The organism is Halanaerobium kushneri (genome assembly GCF_900156285.1).
GTDB classification, from domain to species: domain Bacteria; phylum Bacillota; class Halanaerobiia; order Halanaerobiales; family Halanaerobiaceae; genus Halanaerobium; species Halanaerobium kushneri.
The window spans coordinates 1-24809 of sequence record NZ_FTNC01000006.1; the positions used below are offsets into that span (position 1 = coordinate 1).

General features: G+C 33.0%; 21 protein-coding genes and 1 tRNA gene. 2 read left to right on the top strand and 20 right to left on the bottom strand.

The window, feature by feature from the left end:
* Positions 1 to 652 precede the first annotated feature (652 nt).
* The 12 genes from BW929_RS05285 to BW929_RS05340 form a co-directional block, all read right to left on the bottom strand.
* Positions 653 to 1645, bottom strand: a complete 993-nt coding sequence (locus tag BW929_RS05285; protein ID WP_200805224.1) for a substrate-binding domain-containing protein — start codon at positions 1643 to 1645, stop codon at positions 653 to 655.
* A 63-nt stretch (positions 1646 to 1708) separates the two neighbouring features.
* Complete coding sequence (locus BW929_RS05290; RefSeq protein WP_076544338.1) at positions 1709 to 2677, bottom strand: ABC transporter permease; 969 nt, start codon at positions 2675 to 2677, stop codon at positions 1709 to 1711.
* A gap of 21 nt (positions 2678 to 2698) precedes the next feature.
* Positions 2699 to 4201, bottom strand: a complete 1503-nt coding sequence (locus BW929_RS05295) for a sugar ABC transporter ATP-binding protein (RefSeq protein WP_076544339.1) — start codon at positions 4199 to 4201, stop codon at positions 2699 to 2701.
* A 10-nt stretch (positions 4202 to 4211) separates the two neighbouring features.
* A complete protein-coding gene (locus BW929_RS05300; protein WP_076544340.1) occupies positions 4212 to 5288 on the bottom strand; it encodes a GntR family transcriptional regulator in 1077 nt (358 codons plus the stop codon).
* A 157-nt stretch (positions 5289 to 5445) separates the two neighbouring features.
* Entirely contained in the window at positions 5446 to 6381 is a 936-nt protein-coding gene (locus BW929_RS05305; protein ID WP_076544341.1) for a sugar ABC transporter substrate-binding protein, read from the bottom strand.
* A 90-nt stretch (positions 6382 to 6471) separates the two neighbouring features.
* Positions 6472 to 7470 carry an ABC transporter permease gene (locus BW929_RS05310; protein ID WP_076544342.1) on the bottom strand — a complete coding sequence of 333 codons (999 nt, stop codon included), beginning with the start codon at positions 7468 to 7470 and terminating at the stop codon, positions 6472 to 6474.
* Positions 7471 to 7475: 5 nt separating this feature from the next.
* Positions 7476 to 8969 carry a sugar ABC transporter ATP-binding protein gene (locus tag BW929_RS05315; protein ID WP_076544343.1) on the bottom strand — a complete coding sequence of 498 codons (1494 nt, stop codon included), beginning with the start codon at positions 8967 to 8969 and terminating at the stop codon, positions 7476 to 7478.
* A 284-nt stretch (positions 8970 to 9253) separates the two neighbouring features.
* Positions 9254 to 10612 carry a PFL family protein gene (locus tag BW929_RS05320; protein ID WP_084566104.1) on the bottom strand — a complete coding sequence of 453 codons (1359 nt, stop codon included), beginning with the start codon at positions 10610 to 10612 and terminating at the stop codon, positions 9254 to 9256.
* Between the two features lie 48 nt (positions 10613 to 10660).
* Positions 10661 to 10930, bottom strand: a complete 270-nt coding sequence (locus BW929_RS05325) for an ACT domain-containing protein (protein ID WP_076544344.1) — start codon at positions 10928 to 10930, stop codon at positions 10661 to 10663.
* A 175-nt stretch (positions 10931 to 11105) separates the two neighbouring features.
* Positions 11106 to 12599 (bottom strand): xylulokinase, encoded by a 1494-nt coding sequence (gene xylB, locus BW929_RS05330; RefSeq protein ID WP_076544345.1) that lies wholly within the window; start codon positions 12597 to 12599, stop codon positions 11106 to 11108.
* Between the two features lie 52 nt (positions 12600 to 12651).
* The gene (locus BW929_RS05335; protein WP_143414015.1) at positions 12652 to 13818 is read right to left on the bottom strand and encodes an ROK family transcriptional regulator; all 1167 of its coding nucleotides are present in this window, start codon (positions 13816 to 13818) and stop codon (positions 12652 to 12654) included.
* Positions 13819 to 13948: 130 nt separating this feature from the next.
* On the bottom strand, positions 13949 to 14284 hold the full coding sequence (locus BW929_RS05340; protein WP_199505761.1) for a cupin domain-containing protein: 336 nt from the start codon (positions 14282 to 14284) through the stop codon (positions 13949 to 13951).
* Between the two features lie 243 nt (positions 14285 to 14527).
* On the opposite strand from BW929_RS05340, the gene BW929_RS05345 reads away from it, so the two are divergent.
* Together BW929_RS05345 and BW929_RS05350 are read left to right on the top strand one after the other, a co-directional pair.
* Positions 14528 to 15523: an SDR family oxidoreductase gene (locus BW929_RS05345; RefSeq protein ID WP_076544347.1), complete on the top strand. Its 996-nt coding sequence runs from the start codon at positions 14528 to 14530 to the stop codon at positions 15521 to 15523.
* Between the two features lies 1 nt (position 15524).
* Entirely contained in the window at positions 15525 to 16043 is a 519-nt protein-coding gene (locus tag BW929_RS05350) for an HD domain-containing protein (RefSeq protein WP_076544348.1), read from the top strand.
* A 267-nt stretch (positions 16044 to 16310) separates the two neighbouring features.
* Here the strand turns inward: BW929_RS05350 and BW929_RS05355 are convergent, their stop codons facing one another.
* The 8 genes from BW929_RS05355 to BW929_RS05390 form a co-directional block, all read right to left on the bottom strand.
* Entirely contained in the window at positions 16311 to 17600 is a 1290-nt protein-coding gene (locus tag BW929_RS05355) for a TRAP transporter large permease (RefSeq protein ID WP_076544349.1), read from the bottom strand.
* Positions 17600 to 18148 (bottom strand): TRAP transporter small permease, encoded by a 549-nt coding sequence (locus tag BW929_RS05360; RefSeq protein WP_076544350.1) that lies wholly within the window; start codon positions 18146 to 18148, stop codon positions 17600 to 17602. The genes BW929_RS05355 and BW929_RS05360 overlap by 1 nt, the downstream gene beginning before the upstream one ends.
* A gap of 99 nt (positions 18149 to 18247) precedes the next feature.
* Complete coding sequence (locus BW929_RS05365) at positions 18248 to 19231, bottom strand: TRAP transporter substrate-binding protein (protein ID WP_076544351.1); 984 nt, start codon at positions 19229 to 19231, stop codon at positions 18248 to 18250.
* Between the two features lie 130 nt (positions 19232 to 19361).
* Positions 19362 to 20858 (bottom strand): response regulator transcription factor, encoded by a 1497-nt coding sequence (locus BW929_RS05370; RefSeq protein ID WP_076544352.1) that lies wholly within the window; start codon positions 20856 to 20858, stop codon positions 19362 to 19364.
* A gap of 46 nt (positions 20859 to 20904) precedes the next feature.
* Entirely contained in the window at positions 20905 to 22326 is a 1422-nt protein-coding gene (locus tag BW929_RS05375; protein ID WP_158537739.1) for a sensor histidine kinase, read from the bottom strand.
* A 240-nt stretch (positions 22327 to 22566) separates the two neighbouring features.
* Positions 22567 to 22643 (bottom strand) — tRNA-Arg (locus tag BW929_RS05380).
* A gap of 66 nt (positions 22644 to 22709) precedes the next feature.
* Complete coding sequence (locus BW929_RS05385; protein WP_076544354.1) at positions 22710 to 23669, bottom strand: polyprenyl synthetase family protein; 960 nt, start codon at positions 23667 to 23669, stop codon at positions 22710 to 22712.
* Entirely contained in the window at positions 23659 to 24708 is a 1050-nt protein-coding gene (locus BW929_RS05390; RefSeq protein WP_233493736.1) for an FAD:protein FMN transferase, read from the bottom strand. Before BW929_RS05390 ends, BW929_RS05385 begins: the two co-directional genes overlap by 11 nt.
* Positions 24709 to 24809 lie beyond the last annotated feature (101 nt).

Sequence of the window (24809 nt, forward strand, 5' to 3'; positions counted from 1 at the left end):
TATTTATTACAAACTGGCAGAAGGCTGTCCCAACAAAGAATTATTCTTTAAGGTACTGGATAATATACAGGGTTTGGGATTTATCTGAACCTGAATACTAAACTACCTTAACATATAGGGCCTGTAAAGTTTTAAAGACAAAAAGGAAGAACAGGGGATATCTATACCCGATTTTAATAGTAATTTTTACCATAATACCAAAAACAGATCTTTTTTAAGAATTCAACTCAAAAAAATATTTTTAAGTTCTTAAATCAGATGATTTTAGAGTTAAATAAAAGGAAAAATTTATTTTGTGGTTGCTATGAATAATTCAGGTTTATTGTTGTTTTGTGGTAAACTCATATCAGAATCTCCTTTTTGGTTTTGGTATGGTTTTTTGTCCTAAAAACATTTTACCATAAAACCAAGAGGAGATTCTATTTTTTTATTCAAAAAAATTTGAACTAGATTTACTGTTTAAAGACTATCATAACTGGATTCGGTATTTTTACTTGCCGAATTCAAGTTTAATATATATTATTAACATTAAAGTATTTTATTTATAATTAAAGTTTAATTTAAAATTTTTACTATTAATTAAACTCTCGATAAAAGAACCAAGAATTTAATTAATAGGGAGAAGCTTAAGCCTCTCCCTAAATGTATCTATTTATTCACCCATATAAAATTCAACATTGTCCTGAGTTACTAAGTTTACACCAGTATCAACATAATCAGGTAGTGGGTTAATTCCAGCTTCCTGCCAGTTTCCATTTTCAATTGGATTTAAAAGTCCTTCTTTTAAGTGGAAGAGGAACATTTGTCCCCAGTAACCCATATTCCAGGTTCCCTGAGCTAATGTTGCATCAATAACTCCTGATTCAACAAAATCAAGTGTACCAGGATCAGTATCAAAGCTTACAATGTCAATGTTATCTACCATATTAGCTTCTTCTACTGCAGTTGCTGCACCTACACCTGTAGAAGCTTCAGTTGTAAATACTCCTACTAAATCAGGATTAGCCTGAATCATTGAACCCATTGCTCTAGCAGAAGCAGCCTGATCTGATTGACCATCCTGTACTGAAACAACTTCCATGTTAGGATAATCATTAGCTATTGTTTCCTGGAAACCACGAGCTCTTTCTTCGTGATTTAACTGACCAGGGATAGTTATTAAACCAAGGTTACCTTCTTCATCATTAAGATCAGCTAGATAATTAGCTGCTTTTACACCAGCTTCATAGTTTGAAGTAGCTAAGAAAGAATAACGATTAGAATTAGGAGAATCAGCATCAAATGTTACTACAGGAATTCCCGCTTCCATTGCTCTGTTAATTGGACCTACAAGAGCATCAGGATTAATTGCTGTTAGAAGAATACCAGCTGGCTGCTGAGAAATAACCTGTTCTAAAACTGTAACCTGCTGATTAATATCATAATCAGTGGCACCAGTATAACGAGTGGATACTCCCAGATTTGCAGCTGCTTCTTCCATACCTCTGTAAGCAGGTTTCCAGTATTCAATACCAGAAACAAAAGTAACCATTACATACTCATCTTCCATACTACCCTGTAGTGGAGAATCGCCCTGTGCGGCTGCCATACCAACAAAACTGAGTGTTAAAGCAAAAACCATAACTAAAACTAATAATTTTTTCAAACTAAATCCCTCCATATTTTTATTTTATTTAAAATGTGTTTAAACACATTTAAATAATCTTATTTATTTACTGCCATGGACCTTCATATCTATTATTACAGCACTTAGAAGTACTAAACCAACAACTAACTGCTGCCAGTAAACAGATACACCTAAAAGAACCAGAGCATTATTAACCAGACCAACAAGTATAATCCCTAAAAAAGCACCAAGAACAGTTCCTTCTCCACCAGTAAGACTAGCTCCACCAATTACAGCACCAGCAATAGCTCTTAATTCAGCGCCAGTACCAACAGTAGGTGTAGCTACTCCAAAACGAGCCAGATTTAAAATCCCGGCAAAACCAGCTAAAGAAGAACATAAAATATAAACCATTATTTTAGTTTTATTTACATTTATTCCAGAAAATTTAGCTGCTTCTTCATTTGAACCTACATAATAAATTTTTCTAAAAGTTTTAGAATTCCTCATTAAGAAGTCCATTACTATAACTAAGAGTATTAAAATTAAGCCAGGATTTGGAATTCCAAAAGTCTTCCCCCCACCGATAAAATCAAAAGTTTCCGAAATCTGACCGATACTAACAGGTGAACCTTTGGTGATAATATAGGCCAAACCACGCCCAATAGACATCATACTTAAAGTTGTAATAAATGGGCTTAATTTTATTTTAGTAATAAATTGCGAAATACTGAAACCAATCAAAACGGATAAAACCATTGAAATTAAAACTGATAACCAGATATTCAAACCCAGAGTTACCATTGTCATTCCGGCAAGTACATTGGCAAAAGCCATAACAGAACCAACTGAAAGGTCAATTCCGCCAACAACTAAAACTAAAGTCATTCCTACTGCCAGGATTCCATCCATTGATAAACCAATCAAAGTAGTATTTATATTATAAGTACTTAAAAAACCTGGGGCCATGAAGCTTAATAAAGCCGCAAAAACTATAATTATAAGTGCAAGTGAAGCTTCTCGTAAACCAAATAACTTTTTTAGAACACTAGAATTCTGTGTGTTTTCCATTCCCTTATATCCCTCCATTTTTTAGTTTTCAAAATCATTTTTTCTACCAGAAGCATACATCATAACTTCTTCTTCGGTTGCTGTGTCAGCATCTAATTCTCCAACTAATTTACCTTGATGCATAATTAAAATTCTATCACTCAAACCTAAAATCTCAGGTAATTCAGAAGATATAAACATAACTGCATGACCATTATTAGACAACTCTCTTAAAGTTGTATGAATTTCAAATTTAGCTCCCACATCAATACCTCTGGTAGGTTCATCTAAAATTAAAACTCTTGGATCTACAGCTAACCATTTAGCAAGCAATACCTTTTGCTGATTCCCACCACTTAAACTCTTAACTGGCTGATCTAAACTTGCGTATTTTGTATTCATTATATCAACAAATTTACCACCAATATCTTTAACTTTTTTCTTTTTTACCAGTGAATTTTCAGATACCTGTTCTAAATCAGCAGCTACAACATTTGCATTCAAATCCATATCTAAAAATAGTCCCTGCTCTTTTCTGTCTTCGGTAATATAAATTAAACCCTGATCAATATTTTCGCGGGTATTATTAGCAGTTATATCTTTATCAAATAATTTAATCTTTCCACTGTCAGGCTGATTGATCCCAAAAACAGTCTGCATTGCTTCAGATCTTCCTGCACCAATCAAACCAAACAAACCAACAATTTCTTTTTCATTAACTTCAAAACTAATATTTTCAAATTCATCTTTTCTACTAATATTTTCAACAGTTAGAATATTTTGACCAACTTCAGTTCCTTTATCTGGATAAGCCTGGTCAAGCTCTCTCCCCACCATCATCCGAACAATATCATCAGGATCAACATCTGCTACTCTGCCATCTCCAACATGAACTCCATCTCGCAAAACAGTAAAGCTATCACATATCTGAAAAATTTCTTTAAGTCTATGACTTATAAAAAAGATTGCAATACCTTCTTTTTTCAATCTTAATAAATTATCAAATAAAATCTGCGACTCAGATTCTGTTAAAGAAGATGTTGGCTCATCAAGAATTAAAATTTTTGCATTGATTGATAATGCTTTAGCTATCTCAACCATTTGCTGTTCTGAAATTCCCAATTTACCCAGAGGCTGCTTAACATCGATATCAAGATTTAATCTTTTTAATACTTTTTCAGCCTCCTTACGCATTTCCTTAAAATTAACCATGCCTCTTTTTTTCTCCGGCACACGTCCCATAAAAATATTCTCGGCAACACTTACTTCTGGACAGAGACTCAATTCCTGGTGAACAATACTTATTCCTTTTTCCTGCGCTGTACGAGGGTCCAGGTTAGTTAATTTCTCACCTTCAAATATAATTTCTCCTTCATTTGGCTGCAAAATCCCGGTCATAATATTCATTAAAGTTGATTTACCGGCACCGTTTTCTCCACAAACTGCCTGAATCTCTCCGGGCTCAATTTTTATATTCACATCTTTTAGAGCCTGAGTTCCATAAAATGACTTACTAATTCCCTTCATTTCTAAAAGTTTGTCCATTTGAATTTAACTACCTCCTTCTTAGCTCTTTACATGAATCTCTAACTACCAGTTCTGGATCATATAAAAATCTTGGTTTTTCAACTCCAATTTCTATCATATTAAATAATAGTCTGGCTGCATGTCTACCTAAATCTTCTTTAGGATGTCGGACTGAAGTAAGCCTGACATTTGTTGCCGTGGCCAGAATTGAATCATCAAAAGAAACTACAGAGATGTCTTCCGGAACCTTTAGTCCTTTATCAATTATCGCCTTAACTACATCTACAGCAATCTCGTCATTATAACAGACAACCGCTGTTGGCTGATCCTGATGAGATAACATTTTATCCATCCAGTGATAGGGATAAGATGAAATTTGACTTGTTATATATGTTCCAACATCTGCTGATTCTGAATCAATACCATAATCATTTAAAGCCTTTTTAAAACCTTTAAGCCTAAAAACTCCCTGTAAATCATCCTCCTTAAAAATCCCAGCAATATTTTTATGCCCAAGCTGCAATAAATACTGAGTTGCTTTATAGCCACCCTTATAATCATTGACAATTGCGTAAGATGGGTTTAATTCTCTGTAATAAGCATTTAGCATAACAAATGGGATATTTTTTTCTTTTAATTCTCGATAGAGGTCCATGTTGTGAGTATCTATTGCACTTTTGGTGGGTTCAATAATTAATCCATCTACACCGTTGTCAATAACTTTTCTTAAGTGCTTTCTTTCTTTATTTGGATCATTATCAGTATTAGCAAGTGTCATCGTATAATATTTTGAACTTACTACCTCTTCAATACCTGAAATTATATTTGGAAAAATATAATTGGAAAGATAAGTAGTTATCACTGCAATCTTTTTCTCTTTAACTTTATTTTTAGAATCTTTATAAAAAGTACCTCGTCCCCGCTGACGGTAGACAACATCATCTTTTTCAAGCTGATCTAAAGCCCTTCTAACAGTATCTCTACTAAAATCAAATTTATTAGCAACTTTTGATTCTGATGGCAATAATTCTCCATCAGATAATTTATTTTCAGTAATATACTTTTTATAAAAATCCACAATTTGTTTATACTTTGCTCTAGCCATAGTACCACAACTTTCCCTACAATTAGTTTATTTGTATGTACCTTTAAATTTATTATATATTAATATTCTGAAAAAATCAATAATATTTTTAAAAAATATTAAATAATTTAATAAGGGAGCAGAATAAATATCCTACCCCCTTATATATTAGCAAACTTTAGTTATATGGAAGCTCATCATAGTTATATTCATCTACTATCATAGTTGGTGTCACAGTTAATTGTGGAAGTTCTTCTCCTTCCATATATTTTTTAATTGATCTCATTGTTATTCTTCCCATTTCTGTTGGGAATACTGCTAAAGTACCTGTTAAGTCCCCTTCACCAACATCTTCGATTGCATCTGGGTTTCCATCAATACCTATAGTAAACACCTTTTTATTCATGGACTTTGCGGCCTGAGAAGCTCCCTGAGCCATGGCATCACTCATGCCAAAAAATAGATCTACATTTGGTCTAGCCTGCAGTAAATTTTCTGCAACATTCATTCCCTTTTCTCTCTCCCAATCTGCTGGTTGAGAAGCAACAATTTCTATTTCTGGGAATTTATCTAGTATTTCCATAAATCCACCTTTACGTTCTGTATTGTGGAATCCAGGAACTCCTTCTAAAATGGCTATCTGTCCATCAAGTTCTCCATACTTTTCATGTAATAGTTCTACTGCTCTCATACCAACCTTACGGCCACCAGCGCGCTGATCATAACCAACATATGTTACAACATCTCCACTGGGGAGTTCTGTTAACGAGTTAAAAATAAATACTGGAATACCTGCTTCATTAGCTTTTTCTACAGCAGGAGCAACAGCTTTATTGTTAATAGCACATAGAGCAATTGCATCAACTTCACGCTGAATCATATCTTCTACCATACTAACCTGCTTCTGGAAATTAGTTTCTCGATCTGGAGCCATTTTATACAATTTCCAACCATATTCCTCCGCCATTTGAGTGGCGCCTTCATTTGTCGCTTTATAAAAAGTACTTGTTAAAGCTGGAGAAATCATAGCTACCTCAAAATCATCCTGGGCATAAACAGCAAAACTGAATAACATCACAAATAATAATGAAATTACTAATGTTTTTTTAATCAATTTAATTTCCTCCCTTTTTAATTTGAGTCAAACTAATAAAGAAAACACGCCAATATTTATTTATCACCCCCTTTTTCTAAATTAATTTATTTAAGATTTTAGACCAGCAAAAAATGAACTTAAAGTCCCATCTTGATCTTCAGAACTTTGTTTTCTCACAACATCTACCGTAACAGCCAATAAAATGATTAAACCAAGTATAACTCTCTGCCAGTGTGATGAAACAAGCAATAAATTCAGCCCATTTCGTACAACACCCATTATAAGAGCACCAATTAGAGAACCAATAATTTTACCTCTACCCCCACTTAGACTTGTTCCTCCAATTACGACAGCTGCAATAACATCAAGTTCAAAACCATCTCCTGCAACTGAAGTGGCAGCATCAAGACGAGCAGATAAAATCATGCCGGAAATAGAAGCAAATAAACCTGTAAGTGCATAAACAATAGTCTTATATTTTTTCGTATTAATCCCCGATAAAATAGCTGCTTCTTCATTTCCACCTAAGGCATATGCATAACGACCTACTTTTGTTTTATTTAAAAGAAAATAACTAATTAAATATATAATAACCATTAAAATAGCGGGGAATGGTATTGGCCCAATCATTCCAGCACCAAGATATTTAAATGACTCTGGCAACCCATAAATTGGGGCTCCATCAGTATAAACAAAGGATAAGCCACGGGCAACACCCATCATACCTAAAGTAGAAATGAATGGTGGTAGAGGAACTCGAGTAATTAAAACTCCATTTACAATACCTAAAATACCACCTGCAATTAAGCCTAAAAAAACTGCCAGCCAGACATTCCAACCTAAACTAACCATCATTCCAGCAGTTAAACAACTGGAAAGACTTAAAACTGAGCCAACAGATAAATCTATTCCTCCCGTAATTATAACAAAAGTCATACCGGCTGCTGCTATAGCAATTAGTGATGACTGTCTTAAAATATTCATTAAATTTGTTAAAGTTAAAAAATATGGAGTTGCAAAAGTCATTATAGCACCTAATAAAATTAAACCTGTTAAAGCTCCTAATTCTTTCCCTAATGAATCTTTTAATTTTTTTATTATATTCATCTACATCACTCCCTGGTAGCAAGACTTAATATATTTTCCTGGTTAGCATCTTCAATATCCATTTGACCAGCTATTTCACCATGGTTCATTACTATAATACGATCACTCATCCCTAAAATTTCTGGCAGCTCAGAAGACACCATTATTATACCTACACCCTCTTCTGCCAGCTGATTAATAAGTGAATAAACTTCTTTTTTAGCTCCAACATCAATTCCTCTGGTGGGTTCATCAAAAATTAAAATTTTAGTATTTCTAATTAGCCATTTAGCTAAAACAACTTTCTGTTGATTTCCCCCACTTAAAAATTGAACTTCCTGTTCTTCTCCAGGTGTTTTAATATTTAACTTTTCAATATACTCCTGTGCTAATTTCTTATCTTTATCATCTTTTAATATCATACCATTCATTACCTGAGATAAATCAGTTAATGATATGTTTTCTTTAACTGATCTAACTAAAACCAATCCCTGTTTTTTTCTATCTTCAGTAATAAATCCTATTCCAGATTCTATAGCACTGCGTGGATTCTCAATTTTCGCTTCTTTTTGATCAATTAATATTTTACCCGAATCCATTTTATCAGCCCCAAATATACAGCGCATCAGTTCAGTTCTACCCGATCCAACTAAACCAGCAAAACCAAGAACTTCTCCTTTTTTTAATGAAAATGAAATATCTTTTAATAGGTCGCCTCGATTTAGATTTTCTACTGCCAGAATTTCTTCGCCAATTTCCGCATCTCTTTCTGGAAATTGTTCTTTTAACTCTCTTCCGACCATTTCTGTGATCAGTAAATCCTTGTCTGTTTCAGAAATCGGATGAGTTGCAATATACTGGCCATCTCTAAAAACCGTTACTCTATCAGCTACCTGCCAGAGTTCTTTTAATCTATGAGATATATAAATAACTGAAATACCCTTTTCCTTTAAATTATCAATAGTTTTGAATAGTTCTTCTATCTCATTATCACCAAGAGCTGCTGTGGGTTCATCCATTATAATAATATCAGAATCCATAGATATTGCTTTAGCTATCTCAACCATCTGCTGCATCGCTACTCCAAGATCAGCAATCTGAGTATTTGGATCTATGTCTATCCCAAGATCTTGCAATATCTTTTTACTTTTTTGATACATCTCTTTTTTATCAATTATGGTCTGACCTTTCATATCTTCTCTACCTAAAAATATGTTTTCTGAAATCGAAAGATAAGGAACTAAATTAAATTCCTGATAAATAACACTAATTCCCAGTTTCCGAGAATGTTTAGGACCTTTTATATCAACACTCTGACCTTTAAATTTTATTTCCCCACCATCTTTTTTATGAACTCCAGATATAATTTTAATTAAAGTCGATTTCCCAGCACCATTTTCCCCAACAAGAGCATGTACCTCACCCTCTTTTAAATTAAAATCAACCTGGTCTAAAGCTAATACCCCAGGAAACTTTTTAGTTATTGAGGATAATTCAAGGATACTTTGATTACTACTCACTTTTAACCACCCCTTTAAATACCTCCTTTTTTAATAACATTTAATAATGACTTATAATCTTTAAATCATTATATACAATTTAACATACATTAGTTACAACTTGTATGTACCTTTATCAAATAAATTATACTACAATATTCTGAAAAAATCAAATATTTAATTAATACAATAGCTTAGATTTTTATTAATTTACAATCAAATTTTACCCATAAAAAAACCAGCACCTCTTTAAAATTAAAAAGGAACTGGTATTTTAAAAAAAAATTAACTTAAGTTAAATTATTTTAATTTTTAAGACTCTGCAGAGGGGCGGGAATTCTTCCACCTCGAGCAATAAAGTCAGTACTTGAATATTCACTTACTTTCATAATTGGAGCTCTTCCAAATAAACCTCCATAAACTACTTCTTCACCAACATCCTTACCAGGGACAGGAATTACCCTCACTGCTGTTGTTTTATGATTAACCATACCAATAGCTGCTTCATCAGCAATGATTGCAGAAATTGTTTCTGCAGTAGTTTTTCCGGGAACAGCAATCATATCAAGTCCAACCGAACAGACTGCTGTCATGGCTTCCAGTTTTTCCAGACTTAATGAACCTTTTTCAACAGCTTCAATCATACCTGCATCTTCACTAACAGGAATAAAGGCTCCACTTAATCCACCAACATGAGAAGAAGCCATTACACCACCTTTTTTTACTGCGTCATTTAGCAAGGCCAGAGCAGCTGTAGTTCCATGAGAACCAGCAACTTCTATTCCCATTTCTTCTAAAATACGAGCAACACTATCACCTACTGCTGGAGTTGGAGCCAGCGAAAGATCAACAATTCCTGCAGTAACTCCCAGCATTTCTGAAGCCTCTTTTGCAACTAACTGGCCCATCCTGGTAATTTTAAAAGCCGTCTTTTTAATAGTTTCTGCAACTAGATCAAAGGGTTCTCCTTTAACTTTAGTTAAAGCTGCTTTTACGGCCCCCGGGCCAGAAATACCTACATTTATCATACATTCACCTTCACCAACCCCGTGAAAAGCACCAGCCATAAAAGGATTATCCTCCGGCGCATTAGCAAAAACAACCAGTTTACTGGCTGCCACTCCACCATTATCGGCTGTAAGTTCGGCACATTTTTTTACTACTTCACCCATCTGAGCAACTGCATCCATATTCAAACCAGCTCTGGTAGTACCAATATTAACGGAAGAACAGACTCTTTCTGTCTGAGCCAGGGCCTCCGGAATTGAAGAAATCAACTTTTTATCAGCCTCTGTCATTCCCTTATGTACCAGGGCTGAAAAACCTCCAATAAAGTCAACTCCAACCTCTTTGGCTGCCCGGTCAAGAGTTTTAGCAAACTCTATATAATCCTGATCATTACTGGCAGCTGCCACAAGTGAAATTGGAGTCACTGAAATTCTTTTATTGATGATTGGAATATCATATTTCAGCTCAATTTCCTCTGCTGTTTTAACTAAATCACCCGCATATTTGACAATTTTATTATAAATTTTTTCTCTTGCTTTTGCTCCATCACTATCTGCACAGTCACTTAAGGAAATCCCCATAGTCACTGTCCTAATATCCAATTTTTCTTCCTCTAACATCCTAATTGTTTCCATGATCTCATATGTATTTATCATTTACTCACTTCCTCTCAAACTTAAATATTACTCTAATTTTAGCTACACTTAAATTCGATGCATAGAGCGAAAAATATCTTCATGCTGTAATTTAATTGAAACCCCTAATTTTTCGCCTTTTTGCTTTAATTTCTTTTTTAATTCCTCTAACGGGATTTCTAAAGAATCCAGCTCTACAAGCATAGTCATAGTAAAATAATCGTCCAGTATTGTCTGACTGATATCAAGAATATTTACTTTTTCTTCAGCCAGAAGTGTACTCACCTCAGCAATAATCCCAATTTGATCAACACCAATTACACTAATAATTGCTTTCACAAAAATCTTCCTTTCTCTTCTAGAATAATACTCCCAAACTCTCCTGCTCTAATTTAATAGCTTATAATTCTTATCACTTATCTTATCATTTATTTAATTTCTTTACAACAAAAACCACCGGCATAATTACCGGTGGCACCAATATCTCATATTATTTTTATATTTAGAATATAAATTATTTTAAGTCTTTAAATCTATCTTTTAAATCTCCATATAAATTCTGATAAATTTTATAGTTCTGATTATATTTATCAACATTTTCTGCTATTGGTTCAACTGTCTTAACTACATCCACTAAATCCTCTACAATTGATTCGAAATCAGAAAATACTCCTGCTCCTACCCCTGCTATTATTGCTGCTCCAAAAGCCGGTCCCTGTTCAATATTTAGAAGACTAATTGTTTCGCCAAAAATATCTGCTGTTATCTGCTGCCAGAGTTCACTTTTAGCTCCTCCACCAATTAAGCGAATCTCTTCAATTTCAACTCCACGTGCCTTGATCAACTCTAAAGAATCTCTTAAAGCAAAACTTACTCCTTCCATTACACTGCGGATAAAGTGGCCTCTTTTGTGTTTACCCGATATACCAAAGAATACTCCTCTCGCATCTGCATCAGCATGAGGTGTACGCTCACCATATAAATAGGGAAGAAATGTAAGTCCTTCACTGCCAGCTGCCACTGACTCAGCTTCTTGATTTAACTGCTCAAAACTAAGTTCATCATTAAAAAGCTCTTCTTTCATCCACTTAAATGACATTCCAGCCGAAAGCACAACCCCCATCATATAGTAACTTTCGGGCACTGCATGATTAAAGAGATGAATTCTGCCTTCTGGATCTGCTTCCGCCTGATCGGTCTGGGCTACAACTACCCCTGAGGACCCCAAACTGGCCATCACTCGCCCAGCTTTAATGATACCACTACCAACTGAACCACAGGCATTATCAGCTCCCCCAGCTACTATCTTAGTTGAAGTTGACAGGCCAGTCTTTTCTGCTGCTTCTGTTGTTACAGAACCAACTATATCAATCGATTTTAAAACAGGTGGCATAATGGAAGGGTTTAACTCCAGTCTATTTAAAATTTCTTCTGACCAGTCCTCTGCTTTAACATCACAGAGAAGTGTCCCAGCTGCATCAGATAAATCCATTCCCAGTTTGCCACTCAATTTATATCTTATGTAATCTTTGGGCAGCAATACTTTTTCCAATTTTTTATAGTTTTCCGGCTCATTGTTGCGAAGCCATAATATCTTTGGAGCTGTAAATCCTTCTAAAGCTGGATTGGAAACTAAACTGGCTAACTCTTTAATTCCACCAACCCGCTCATAAATTTCTTCACATTCAGCTGATGTTCTGGTATCACTCCAGAGTATTGCCGGTCTAATCACTTCCATATTTTCATCCAAAAAAACTGAACTGTGCATCTGACCAGAAAAACTAAGTGCTTTAATTTTTTTAGCTTTGATTTCGTTTTCTAAAATTAAATCTCTAATCACTTTTTGACTCGCCTGCCACCAGTCCTCCGGATTCTGTTCTGCCCAACCTGCCTGTGGGGTTGACAGAGGATATCCCTCACTGTTTTCGGCAATAATTTCACCATTTTGATTCATTAAAAGTGCCTTAACTGCACTGGTTCCAATATCTAAACCTAAAGTATACTGCAAAATAAACACCCCTCATTAAATATCCAAAAAAATCCTTTTTATCCTAATAAAATTAAGTCACAATCTCTACACTAAGATTAAATATCTGAGCTGCCAGACCATAAACAGTTGCCAAACCTTCCAACTCGGTAAACTTGAGATCTGCAAACTCACGTGAGATTTTCAAAGATTTTTGATCCACAATTTGATTAATATTTTCCATCAAATAACCTTCAGCCCTAATAATTCCTCCTCCAATTACTATGTGTTCAGGACTCAAACTATTGATTATATTTACCAGACCTATTCCGATATTGCAGCCGCTTCTTTTAATAATGCTTTTTAACTTTTCGTCTTTTTCAAAATCAAGCTGGTAAATCTGATCAATACTTAAATCTTTGCCCAAGTATCTGTTAACTTCATCACGTAAAAACGACTCAGAAGCCAGAGTTTCCCAGCAGCCATCATTTCCACAGTGACATTTGGGCCCATCACTATCAATGATTAAGTGACCAAATTCACCGGCATTACCACTGGCACCTGTATAAAGCTTTCCGTCAAGCAAAATTCCACAACCAATACCTTCATTAATTGAAACAAAGACTAAATTTTCAATATCTGGATAAACAAATTCCTTTTCTCCGATCACAGCTGCTTTTGCCTCATTTTCCAGCAGCACCGGAAAGTCAAAATAACGGGCATAAAATTTAGGTATCTCTAAATTATTCCAGCCCAAATTAGGAGCAAATTCCAGACTTTTATCTTCTCTATTAATTAAAGCTGGGACACCAACGCCTAAACCCAGAATTTTATCACGCTTAATCTGATGTTTTTCCAGTAAATTTTCAATTTCATCTTTAATTTTTAAAAGATTAGATTCTGCATCCTTTTGATGATCTATGGCAATATTCTTTCCTTCTAGAATTTCAAATGCCAGATCAAATAAATATAATTGACTGTGATTAACACCTATATTTAACGATATCATATAACCTTTTTTCGGATTCACTTTAATATAAACAGGCTTGCGCCCCCCATTAGAACTTCCCTTTTCAGTTTCAATGACATACTCGTCTGCAATTAATTTTTTCACATGATTGGTAATTGTAGCAGCACTATAACTAGTATTCTCTGCTAACTCTTTGCGAGTTATAGGTCCATGGCGATGGATAATTTTAAATATTGAACCCTGATTTAAATTGTGAATAAAAGTTGAATTTCCTACACGCTGTTTGTTCATAAATATCAATCCTTATCTCCTTATTAATTTAAGTTTTAATTTAAAGCTTAAATTATCTTCTGTATTATATATTCTCGCTTTTAAATAATATTCCTGCTTTTTAAGAAAATTTTTTAAAATTTAATTCAAATTAGTCCAAAAAATCTTCCCTTTGAGGCGTAAAAACATCAAGAATAACTGAATCTTTAAGCGCTTTAACTCCATGTTCCACATTTTCTCCTGCATAAAAGCTATCACCAGCAGTCAAAACTTTTTTCTCATCACCAACTTCTACTTCAAACTCACCTTCTAAAATATAACTGATCTGTTGATGCTTACTATGACTATGTTTTTCACCAATTCCACCTTTATTAAAATGAACTTCTACAGCCATCATTGAGCCACCACGACTCAGTATTTTTCTCTTAACTTTAGCTTCCAGCTCTTCAAATTCAATTTCACTATTTTTAACAATTATTTTTTCCACTCTTTCCTCTCCTCACCTTAAGCATTTAGTAATTACAATTATTATCTATATAATATTTTCTCATAAAATTTATTTTAAAGCAATATTTTAGCAGACATTAGTCTAATTATTTTAAGACTTAAATTTTTTTATTTAATTGAGTTGAATTAAAGGAGAAAAATAACTGATAGTGAATATATTAAATAAGAGAAAACTAATAACTTAATCACAAAAAGTGAAATTTGAAAAGGGAGTGAATAATAAATGAAAGTTTTATTTATTGGAGGTACAGGAACTATTAGTAAAGCAGTGTCAGAACTGGCTGTTAAAAAAGGAATAGACTTATATTTATTCAATCGAGGTAATAGTAATCATCTGGCTCCAGCAGAGGCAAATATTATTGAAGGGAATATCAGGAACCCGGAAGAAGCAAAACGAAAACTGCAAAATCACCACTTTGATGCTGTGGTTGACTGGGTTGCTTTTACTCCTGAACATATTAAAAATGATATTGAAATTTTTAGAAATAAGACAGATCAATATATTTTTATTAGCTCAGCATCTGCCTATCAAAAACCTCAGACAAGTTATTTAATCGATGAATCAACTCCACTTGCTAATCCATACTGGGAATATTCGCAGAATAAAATTGCCTGTGAAAATATTTTAATGGCTGAATACCGGAAACACGATTTTCCCATTACTATTATCCGGCCCTCTCATACTTACGGCAAACGCTCAATTCCGGCAGCTTTAAACAGTCATCAGGCTCCCTGGTCACTGGTTGACAGAATGCGCCGCGGTAAAAAAATTCTGGTTCATGGAGACGGCAGCTCACTCTGGACAATGACTCATAATACTGATTTTGCTAAAGCTTTTGTTCCCTTACTGGGAAATATGCAAACTCTTGGTCATGCTTTCCAGATTACTTCAGATGAAACACTAAATTGGAACCAGATATTTAAAGCTATTGCCAGAGCAGCAGGTGTAGATAATCTCGAGCTGGTTCATGTTGCTTCTGAAAAAATTGCAGAATATGATCAAAGCTTCAGAGGATCACTGCTTGGAGATAAGGCAGTGAGTGTTGTATTTGACAACTCTAAAATAAAACGTTTTGTACCCCAATTTAAAGCAACCGTACCGTTTGCAAAGGGAGTAAAAAAATCAATTAATTGGTTTGATAATCATCCAGAAGCACAACAGATTGATCAGGACTGGAATATATTAATGGATAAAATAATTACTGAAAATAGGAGGTAATATGCTTAAAAATAAGCTAATTAAAGAACTTGAGCAGTATTTTGCAGATGATCAAAAAAGAATCCAGCATGCTCTCAAAGTAACTGATTATGCAGAAAAACTAATAAAAGCTTTTAAGGAAAAGTATCCAGATAAAAATATAAATGAACAGGTAATTATCTATACTGCAGTTTTACATGATATTGGAATTAAAAATTCAGAAGTTAAATATGGAAGTAGTTCCGGGCACTATCAGGAAATTGAAGGGCCCCCGGTTGCCAGAAAGATAATGAAATCACATAATATTGATTTTGAAACGATGGATGAAGTTGCTGAAATTATTGCTCATCACCATACACCAGGTAAAGTAAGCAGCAATAATTTTAAATTACTTTACGATGCTGACTGGCTGGTCAATTTGCCAGAAGTTTATAATTTAAATAAAAAAAATACAACTGAAAAAGAAAATTTGATCGAGAAAATCTTTCTGACTTCGACAGGAAAAAAGATTGCCAGAAAAGAATTTTTAAATAATTACTAAACTGGTCCATAAGTAAAGCTCCCTGACTCAGGATTAAACCCGGGTGGGGAGCTTTTTTGATGGGTCAAAATCAGAATTTTGACTACTTCTTTATACTTGTAAAATTTTAAATATTACTGGATATCAATTAATACTAAAGAATAAAAAAAGACACTCCCGGGATAAGGAGCATCTTTTCTGCAAATATTAAACTAATAAGGAGATATTTGCTTTTAGTATCATCTAATACTTTGTATTACTTTATATTAAATATTATCCTTTTTTGGCTTATCCCATCAAAAAGTTGGGAAGCCAGAGGGTTAAAGCAGGGACAAAGGATAATAGTAATACCATAATTACGAGTACTGCATAAAATGGCATTAGTGACTTTGCTATTTTTTCTATTGGAGCATTTCCAATTGAACAACCCACAAATAAAGTTGAACCTACTGGAGGTGTTAAAAGACCTACCCCAAGATTAAGCATCATCACAACACCAAAGGTAATGGGATCCATTCCAATACTTTTTACAACCGGTAATAAAATAGGGGTTGCAATTAAGATCAGTGGAGCCATATCCATTATTGTACCAAGGAATAATAAAATTAAATTAACTAATAACATTATGATAATTGGATTATTTGATAAATTTAATAATGCATCTGTAATCATGCCAGGCACCTGTAGATAAGACATCATCCAGGCAAAGGCACTCGAAGTCGCAATAATTGCTACAACCATAGCTAGAGTACTCAATGAACTTCTTAAAATATCAACAAATCTGGAAATCGGTATATCTTTATAAACAAAGAAAGTTATAATAAAAGCATAAACTGCAGCTATAGCTGCTGATTCAGTGGCTGTAAAAATACCGGTAGTTACTCCACCAATGATGATAACAGCTGTTAAAAGACCAAGTACACTATCCCGAGTTATCCGTAATGCTTCTTTAAAAGAAACAGTTTCTTCTCTCGGATAATCTCTCTTAACGGCAATTGCATAACTTAAAATCATCAAAGCAATTCCCAGGAGAACTCCAGGAACTATACCTCCCAGAAACAATTTAGCTACTGAGATTCCACCGCCAGCGGCCAGAGAATAAATAATCATGTTGTGGCTGGGTGGAATAATAATACCCTGAACAGAAGAAGTAATGGTCACATTGATAGAATAATCTTTATCAAAACCTTTTTGCTCCATCATAGGAATCATAATTGAACCAATAGATGAAACATCAGCTACAGAAGAACCAGAAATTCCTCCAAAAAACATACTGGCCAGAATATTAACCATAGCCAGTCCACCGCGCATCCAGCCAATAATTACATTAGAAAATTTAATTAATCGATCTGAAATACCACCTTGACCCATTATTTCACCTGCAATAATGAAAAATGGAATTGCCATCAGGGAAAAGGAATTAATTCCTTTAACCATCTGCTGCATGACTACCATTGGTGGTAATCCAACATAAAAAGCTGTAAACATTGTTGAAAGTCCTAAACTGAAAGCAATGGGGATACGAATAAAAAGCATAAATAAAAAAGAACCTAATAATATTATTACCGCTGGATCCATTAATTTTCCCCCTTTGCTTTTTTATTTTTTTCTGTTTCAGACTGAATTGTAAGATGTTCCTCTCTCAAAATACCAAAAAATTTAGCAGCAGAATAAAGAATAATTAAAATTCCGGAAAGAGGTAACATAATGAACAAAAGCCCTCTTGTCCATTGTGTAGCGGGCAAAACTGTAGTTTTAGTAGCATTATAAAGTTCCCAGCCGTATTTTAACATAAAAAAACCAAAAATACCTACTAGAATATCCTCAATCTTATAAATATATTTTTGATATTTTTCTGGAAACAAACTCATAAAAAATTCAATACTTAAATGAACTGAATTTTTTACCCCCAGTGCCATACCTAAAAATCCAAACCAGATCATCATTAACAAGGCAACTTCGTCTGACCAGCGAAAAGTAAAATTAATTGTATATCTTGTAAAAACAGTTGTACTGACAATAACTATCATTGCAACCAAAAAAATCATAGCAATATAGCTGATGAATTTCTCAGTATTATCTAAAATTTTATTTAGAAACCCCTGTTTTTCTTTTTTTTCTTCCATAAAACTCACCCTTTTTTAAGAGGTGGAAGGAAAATTCCTTCCACCTTCATTTACAAATATTATTTAACTTAATTTAGTTTAAGTTAGATTAATATCAGTTTATTCTTCCATTTCAAAGTTTAAAATACTATTTAATAAATCTTCATATCCTTCACTGTACTTAGGATAAAGACCTTTAACTTTGTCCTGGAAAGCCTGCTTTTGTTCAGGAGTTAAAGTAGTAATTGTAGCGCCTTCTTCTACAGCTAATTTTTTAGCTTCTTCAGTACGCTTATCCCAGGCTTCACGCTGTACTTCAGTAGAATCTACAGCAGCCTGCTTAATAATTTTCTGATCTTCAGCACTTAACTTATCCCAGGTAATCTTACTCATGATTATTAATTCTGGAATACGGTTATGTTCATCTTCAACAAAATTAGGTGCAACTTCATGGTGACTGTTGTAATACCAACCAGGATAATTATTTTCACCAGCATCTACTACACCAGTCTGCAGTGCACTGTAAACCTCACCCCAGGCAATTGGAGTAGGTGAAGCACCAAGAGCCTCTACCATATCCATCATTAACTGACTTTCCTGAACACGAATTCTTAAACCTTCTAAATCTTCAGGACTTGTAACTTTTTTGTCAGCAGTATAAAAACTACGAGCACCAGCATCATACCATGTTAAACCTACAATACCAGCGTCTTTTAAACCTTCCAGGATACCTTCGCCAATTTCGCTCTGTAATACCTGGAACATATATTCTTCACTTGGATATAAATCTGGAAGAGATAAAACGTTCATCGCAGGCTCAAAGTTAGCCATAGGAGTAATTGATGTTCTAACAAAATCAATCGCACCAAACTGAACCTGTTCAATTGTAGAACTTTCGTCTCCTAAAATTCCACCAGGATAAACCTCAATCTTAATTCTGCCATCTGTTCTTTCTTCAACCAGACGAGCAAATTCTTTTGCACCAACAACTGTAGGATAACCTTCGGGCTGATTATCTGCCAGACGTAAGGTCATTTCCTGAGCTGAAACTGCAAATGAGAAAATCAAAAGACTAGCTAAAACTAACACTAAAACTTTTTTCATTGTTTTTCTTCCCCCTTAATTTATTTTCTATATTAATTGTATCAGGAGATATAGACAGAAACTATAGACTAACTTGTTATCTTATTCATTTCTTTGTTTGTTTTCAGAAAATTAAAGACATCAAATTAAATTATTGAAATTTGCCGGGAGAAATACCTGTATATTTTTTAAATGCACGACTAAAATAATTACGATCTGAATATCCAACTTCACAGGCAACAACTTTAATTTTTTCTCCTTCTTTTAATCTTTTCTTGGCCTCTTCCATTCTAACTTTGATTAAATAATCCTTATAATTAATTCCTTCCACTTCTTTAAACAACTTACTTAAATAATATTTGCTAAAAGAAATATAATCAGCTACATCATCCAAACTAATATCTTCTTTATAATTTTCGTCAATATAATCTTTGACAGTTTCTATAATCTGTACTTTCTGTTCTTTTGCATTATTACAAAGATCATCTACCAAATTTTCTATAATCTGCTCAAAATATATTTTTAATCCTTCCAGATTATCGATCAGTTCAATTTCATTTTCTAAACTCTGCATTTCTAAAAATGGCTGTTGTTCATTATAATATTCCATCAATCTTCGGTTTAAGAAAATTAAAAATCTCCTTAAAAATGATTTAATCCGGCTTAGATTATTTTTTTCTTCCTTTAATAAATAATTATATATTTTATTAAATTCTTTTCGAGCCAGTTTATAATTTTTATCAATTATCTTAGCAAAAACTTTCTTTTCACTCTGATAGGGGTAATTATTAATTGAAAATTGAGCATCAGCAGTAGATTCTTTTGTCTGATTGTAAATTTCACTAATTCTATTAAAATCCGAAGAAATACTGCTCTTATTTATCAGTATCTTTTCTTCTCTATTTTTAATCGAATTCTCAATTTTTTTATATGCAATTGATTTTAATTTTTTTTCCAGCTGATTATCAATAATTAAAAAGATGCTGTTAATTAATCCATTATAAGAAATAATAGCATCAAAATAATTTTTTAATTTTTTTCGAATGTAATTATATAAATCTGTATTAATTTTATGTTGATCCTGATAATTAAAAGTTATAAAAAGATAATTTTCAGCCTTAATACCAAGCAATCTGGTGTGTTTTAAAAAGTTATTTATGGAAGATTCTGTATTATAAATTATATTTAAAATTATTTCTTTTTCTAAAACTGGAGAAATATTTTTGATTTTTTCCAGCAGTTCTTTTTCTTTCTCATTTTCTTTTTTCTTAGCTTTAATTTTATTAAGAGCACTGTCAATAACTTCTTTAAAATCTGCTTCTACATATGGCTTAACAAGATAATCACTAACTCCGATTTTAATTGATTTTTGTGCATAATCAAACTCACTGTGAGCAGTTAATATAATAATCTCAATTCCTGGTATTTTTTCTTTTAGTTTTTCAGCTGCTTCCAGACCATTTAGTTTGGGCATTTTTATATCCATCAAAACCAGATCAACATCTTTTTCTAAAGCTTGAAAAAAAGCTTCTTCTCCATTACTAACCTCAGCAACTATTCTAATCTCTTCTTTATAAAGTTTATTTATAAAGAATTTTATTGCTTTTCTTTCCAGATGTTCATCTTCTGCTATCAATAACTTTATCATCTTTCCCTCCTTTTAAACTTAAAAAATCTTAATTAAAGTAAGTTATTTATGAATTTTTAATCGGTATCTCAATAACTACTTCAGTCCCCTGGTTAATTTTAGAATTTATTTTTAATAAATTTTTCCCATAATGAAGTTTTAATCTTTTAATTACATTTAAAATGCCCAGACTCTCTCTTTCCTCTTTTTTACTGTTCTGAGGCTCTTCATTTAATATTTTGCTTAGTTCTTCACTCTCTATACCAATTCCGTTATCTCTAATCTTAATTTCTACCTTTTTTGCAAATCTTTTAATTTCTATTAAAACTCTACCTTCCGAAGCTGTATCAGCAAGTCCATGAATAATTGAATTTTCGACAATAGGCTGAATTATCATCGGAGGTATTTTAATCTGTTCTAAATCCCCATCTGTATATATCTCAAAATCCATCTGTTCCTTAAATCTTGTTTCCTGAATAGTAAGATAAGCTTTTAAAACCTCGATTTCTTTTTCTAATTCAACTAACTTACCTTTGTGATCAAGGTTATAACGCATTATTTTAGAAATTGCAATTATTAAATTCTGTGTTTCTGCCGCATTTTCAAACATTGCAGTTCTGGAGACTGTATTTAAAGTGTTAAATAAAAAATGGGGATCCATCTGCATCTGCAGATTTAAAAGTTGGGATTCTTTTAACAGCCTCTCTTTTTCTATATTATCCATTTTTTCCTGATTTAATTTATTCTCAAGTTCTGATTTTTCCTTTAATTCTTTAATATAATTTCTAATATTGTTTTTCATCAAATTGAAAGTTTGTCCTAAAATATTAAGTTCCCGATAATTAATTTCTTTAATATCTTCAATCTCCCAGTGCCCTAGCGAAAGATAACGAGCAGCTGAGGATAATTTTTCAATTGTATTGAGAATACTATTTGACATTAAAACAGCAAAAATAAATACAGCTATACTAATTAAAATAACGACTGCATAAATAGTTTTTGTCCTGTTCTGAGTATCTACCAGCAAATTGACATAATTACTACTATGATAAGCAAGATAAGAATTTATTAAATTCTGAGTATGACTGCTCATATAAGAATATAGTGTATCAATATCAGTAAGCTTTTGATAGGTACTCTGATTTAAAACACGACTGTTAAATAAATCTGCAGCCAATTGATCATGATAATCAAGCATATTATTTAAGTTTCTATAAAAAGTCCTGCTTTTTGGATCACGACTAATTTCATCTTTTATTTCTTTCATCAGAGCTGTTATTTCATTCCGCGAATTTTGATATAACTCTCGATTTTCTTCATTTCTCTCCTGAAAAAATAGATCAAAATGACGCGAGTTTTCGGTGATTTTAAGTGAAAGTTGATTCAGTTTAAAATTAACATCAACGTTATTTTGATAAATCTCTATTTCCCTATCCCGTCTTATAAAGGAAAGAAAAAAAACTATATTTAAAATGACAATAATAATCATAAAAATACTTATTATTCTACTTCTTATTGATCTTTTTGGTTTTTTTACAAATTCAATAAATCTGGAAATTATAACTAACACCTCCCATATACAAAAATACATCAGCAAAAATCTTTCCCGAACTAACATTATAATACTACTTTAATAACCTGAGTGTCAAAACATAATTTTGCTAAAGAAAAAGACCAGCCAAATTAATGGTTGGTCCTATCATAATCATTCTATATAATAAATTATAAATGGTGAGGTTAGGCGGATTTGAACCGCCGGCCTACAGATTAGGAATCTGTTGCTCTATCCAGCTGAGCTATAACCCCGAAAGCTATTTCTATTTTATAATTAATTATTTGAAATATCAAGTTAAATTTTTACCAAAAAGAAGTTTAAAATTTTCTCTTAACCTGAACTTCAATGAGCTTTTTTAATTTATTTTTTGCCTTATTATCAGGCAATTGGGTCAGATATTTATTTACACGATCAATAAAAACCATTAAAATCTGACGACTCTCTGTAAGCACACCCGAATTTTTGACGTCAACAATAATCTCATTAACAATCTTATCATCAAGTACGGTTTTGTTATAATCAGCATACTTACTCCGATAGTGATCTTTATTTAACAATAAGATAACAGGTAGAGTAATAACTCCCTCTTTTAAGTCCTGGGCCAGCATTTTACCAGTAGCTTCCTCATCACCTTCAAAATCTAAGAGATCATCCTGTATCTGAAAAGCCATTCCTATTTCTAAGCCCAACTTATATAAAAGGTTAAGCTTTTTTCCTCTAATTCCACTTTCATGAGCTCCCAGATAACTGCTTAAAGCAAAAAGCAGAGCAGTTTTATGTCTTATTCGTCGATAGTAATCCCTAATCCCAATCTGAAAGTCAAATCGCTTTTCGGATTGCTCAATTTCTCCCTCACATAATAAGCGTACATTTTTATTCATTTTTCTTAAAACTTTTTTGTCCAGATAATTAAAGAAAATATCAAAAGTACGGGAAAGCAAAAAGTCTCCAATAAAAACCGCTTCTTTTTTACCAAATCTTCTCTGAGCAGTTTCCCTGCCCCGTCTGAGCTCAGCATTATCAATAATATCATCATGAACCAGTGAAGCCATATGCAGCAGTTCAATCCCACTACCTAACTGCAGCATCTTTTCTTTATCATAGTTACCAAATGAAGCAGCTAAAAACATTAAGAAAGGTCGTAATTTTTTACCCCCTCCATTGATCAAATCCTCAACTGACTGATTAATAATAGCACGTTTTGATTTTGTTATTTTTAAAATATTTTCATTTATTTCAGAACAAATTTTCCGGTATAATTTATCTTCAATCAGCAAAGTTTTCACCTTCAATTAAATTAAAATCTGAATCCTTTATTTCAACAATATCTTTTAGACCTGATGAAATGTAAACATCAAGATCCTCTGTGATAATCATAACATTAACATCTTCCATATTTTCAATAAATTTCATTCCTTTTTTGAGGCCCATTACGTAAACAGCTGTAGAAAGGGCATCTGCATCAAAAGAATTTTCACTGATTATACTAACACTTAAAAGATTATTCTCAGCAGGATAGCCAGTTTTAGGATCTATAATATGATGATAAATTTTCCCATCCTTCTCAAAATATCTTTCATAATTTCCAGAAGTAACAATGGTCTTATCGACAGCATCAACAATGGCCATCACATTTCCTCGATCTTTTCTGGGATCCTGAATCCCAATTTTCCAGGGAGTCCCATCAACTTTATCACCAATAACCAGCACGTTTCCACCTAAATTCACAAAAGCATGTTCAATACCATAGTTTTCAACAACTTTTTTTACTTCTTCAGCTGCAAATCCTTTAGCTATACCTCCCAGATCAACTTTTACACCTGGTCTGGTAATTTCTGCCGAACTATCATATAATTTTAGATATTGATAACCTGTATTTGACAAAGCCCGCTTAATTTCTGATTCTGAAGGAACTTCTGGATTTTTAGTTCCAATCCCCCAGAGCTCAACTAAGGCTCCAATAGTAGGATCAAAATTTCCATCAGTTTGCTCAGCATAATTAACAGCCTTTTTTAAAACTTTCATAGATTCCTGATTAATATCAATTTTCATTTCTGGGCTGTTGTTTAATTTATAAATATCACTTGTTTCGATGGTTTTACTCATTAAATTTTCAAGTTCTCTTATTCTCTCCATGCTTGCTTCAACTGCTTTTTCAGCATTTTCTCCATGAGCTCGCATCTGGACTAAAGTATCCATTAAAAAGGCACTGTCATCTGCCTGAGGTATTTTTTCTTCCTTATTACTACAGCCAGTTAAGGTTAATAATATGACTGCAATTATTGTAATTAAAATTATCTTTTTATTTTTTAACAAATTATCACTTCCTATTTTTATTAAATCCATTTTTCAATTAAATTAATTTTACAAAAAATTATATAAAATTTAATAATCCCGGGTAAATCACTTACATTTTA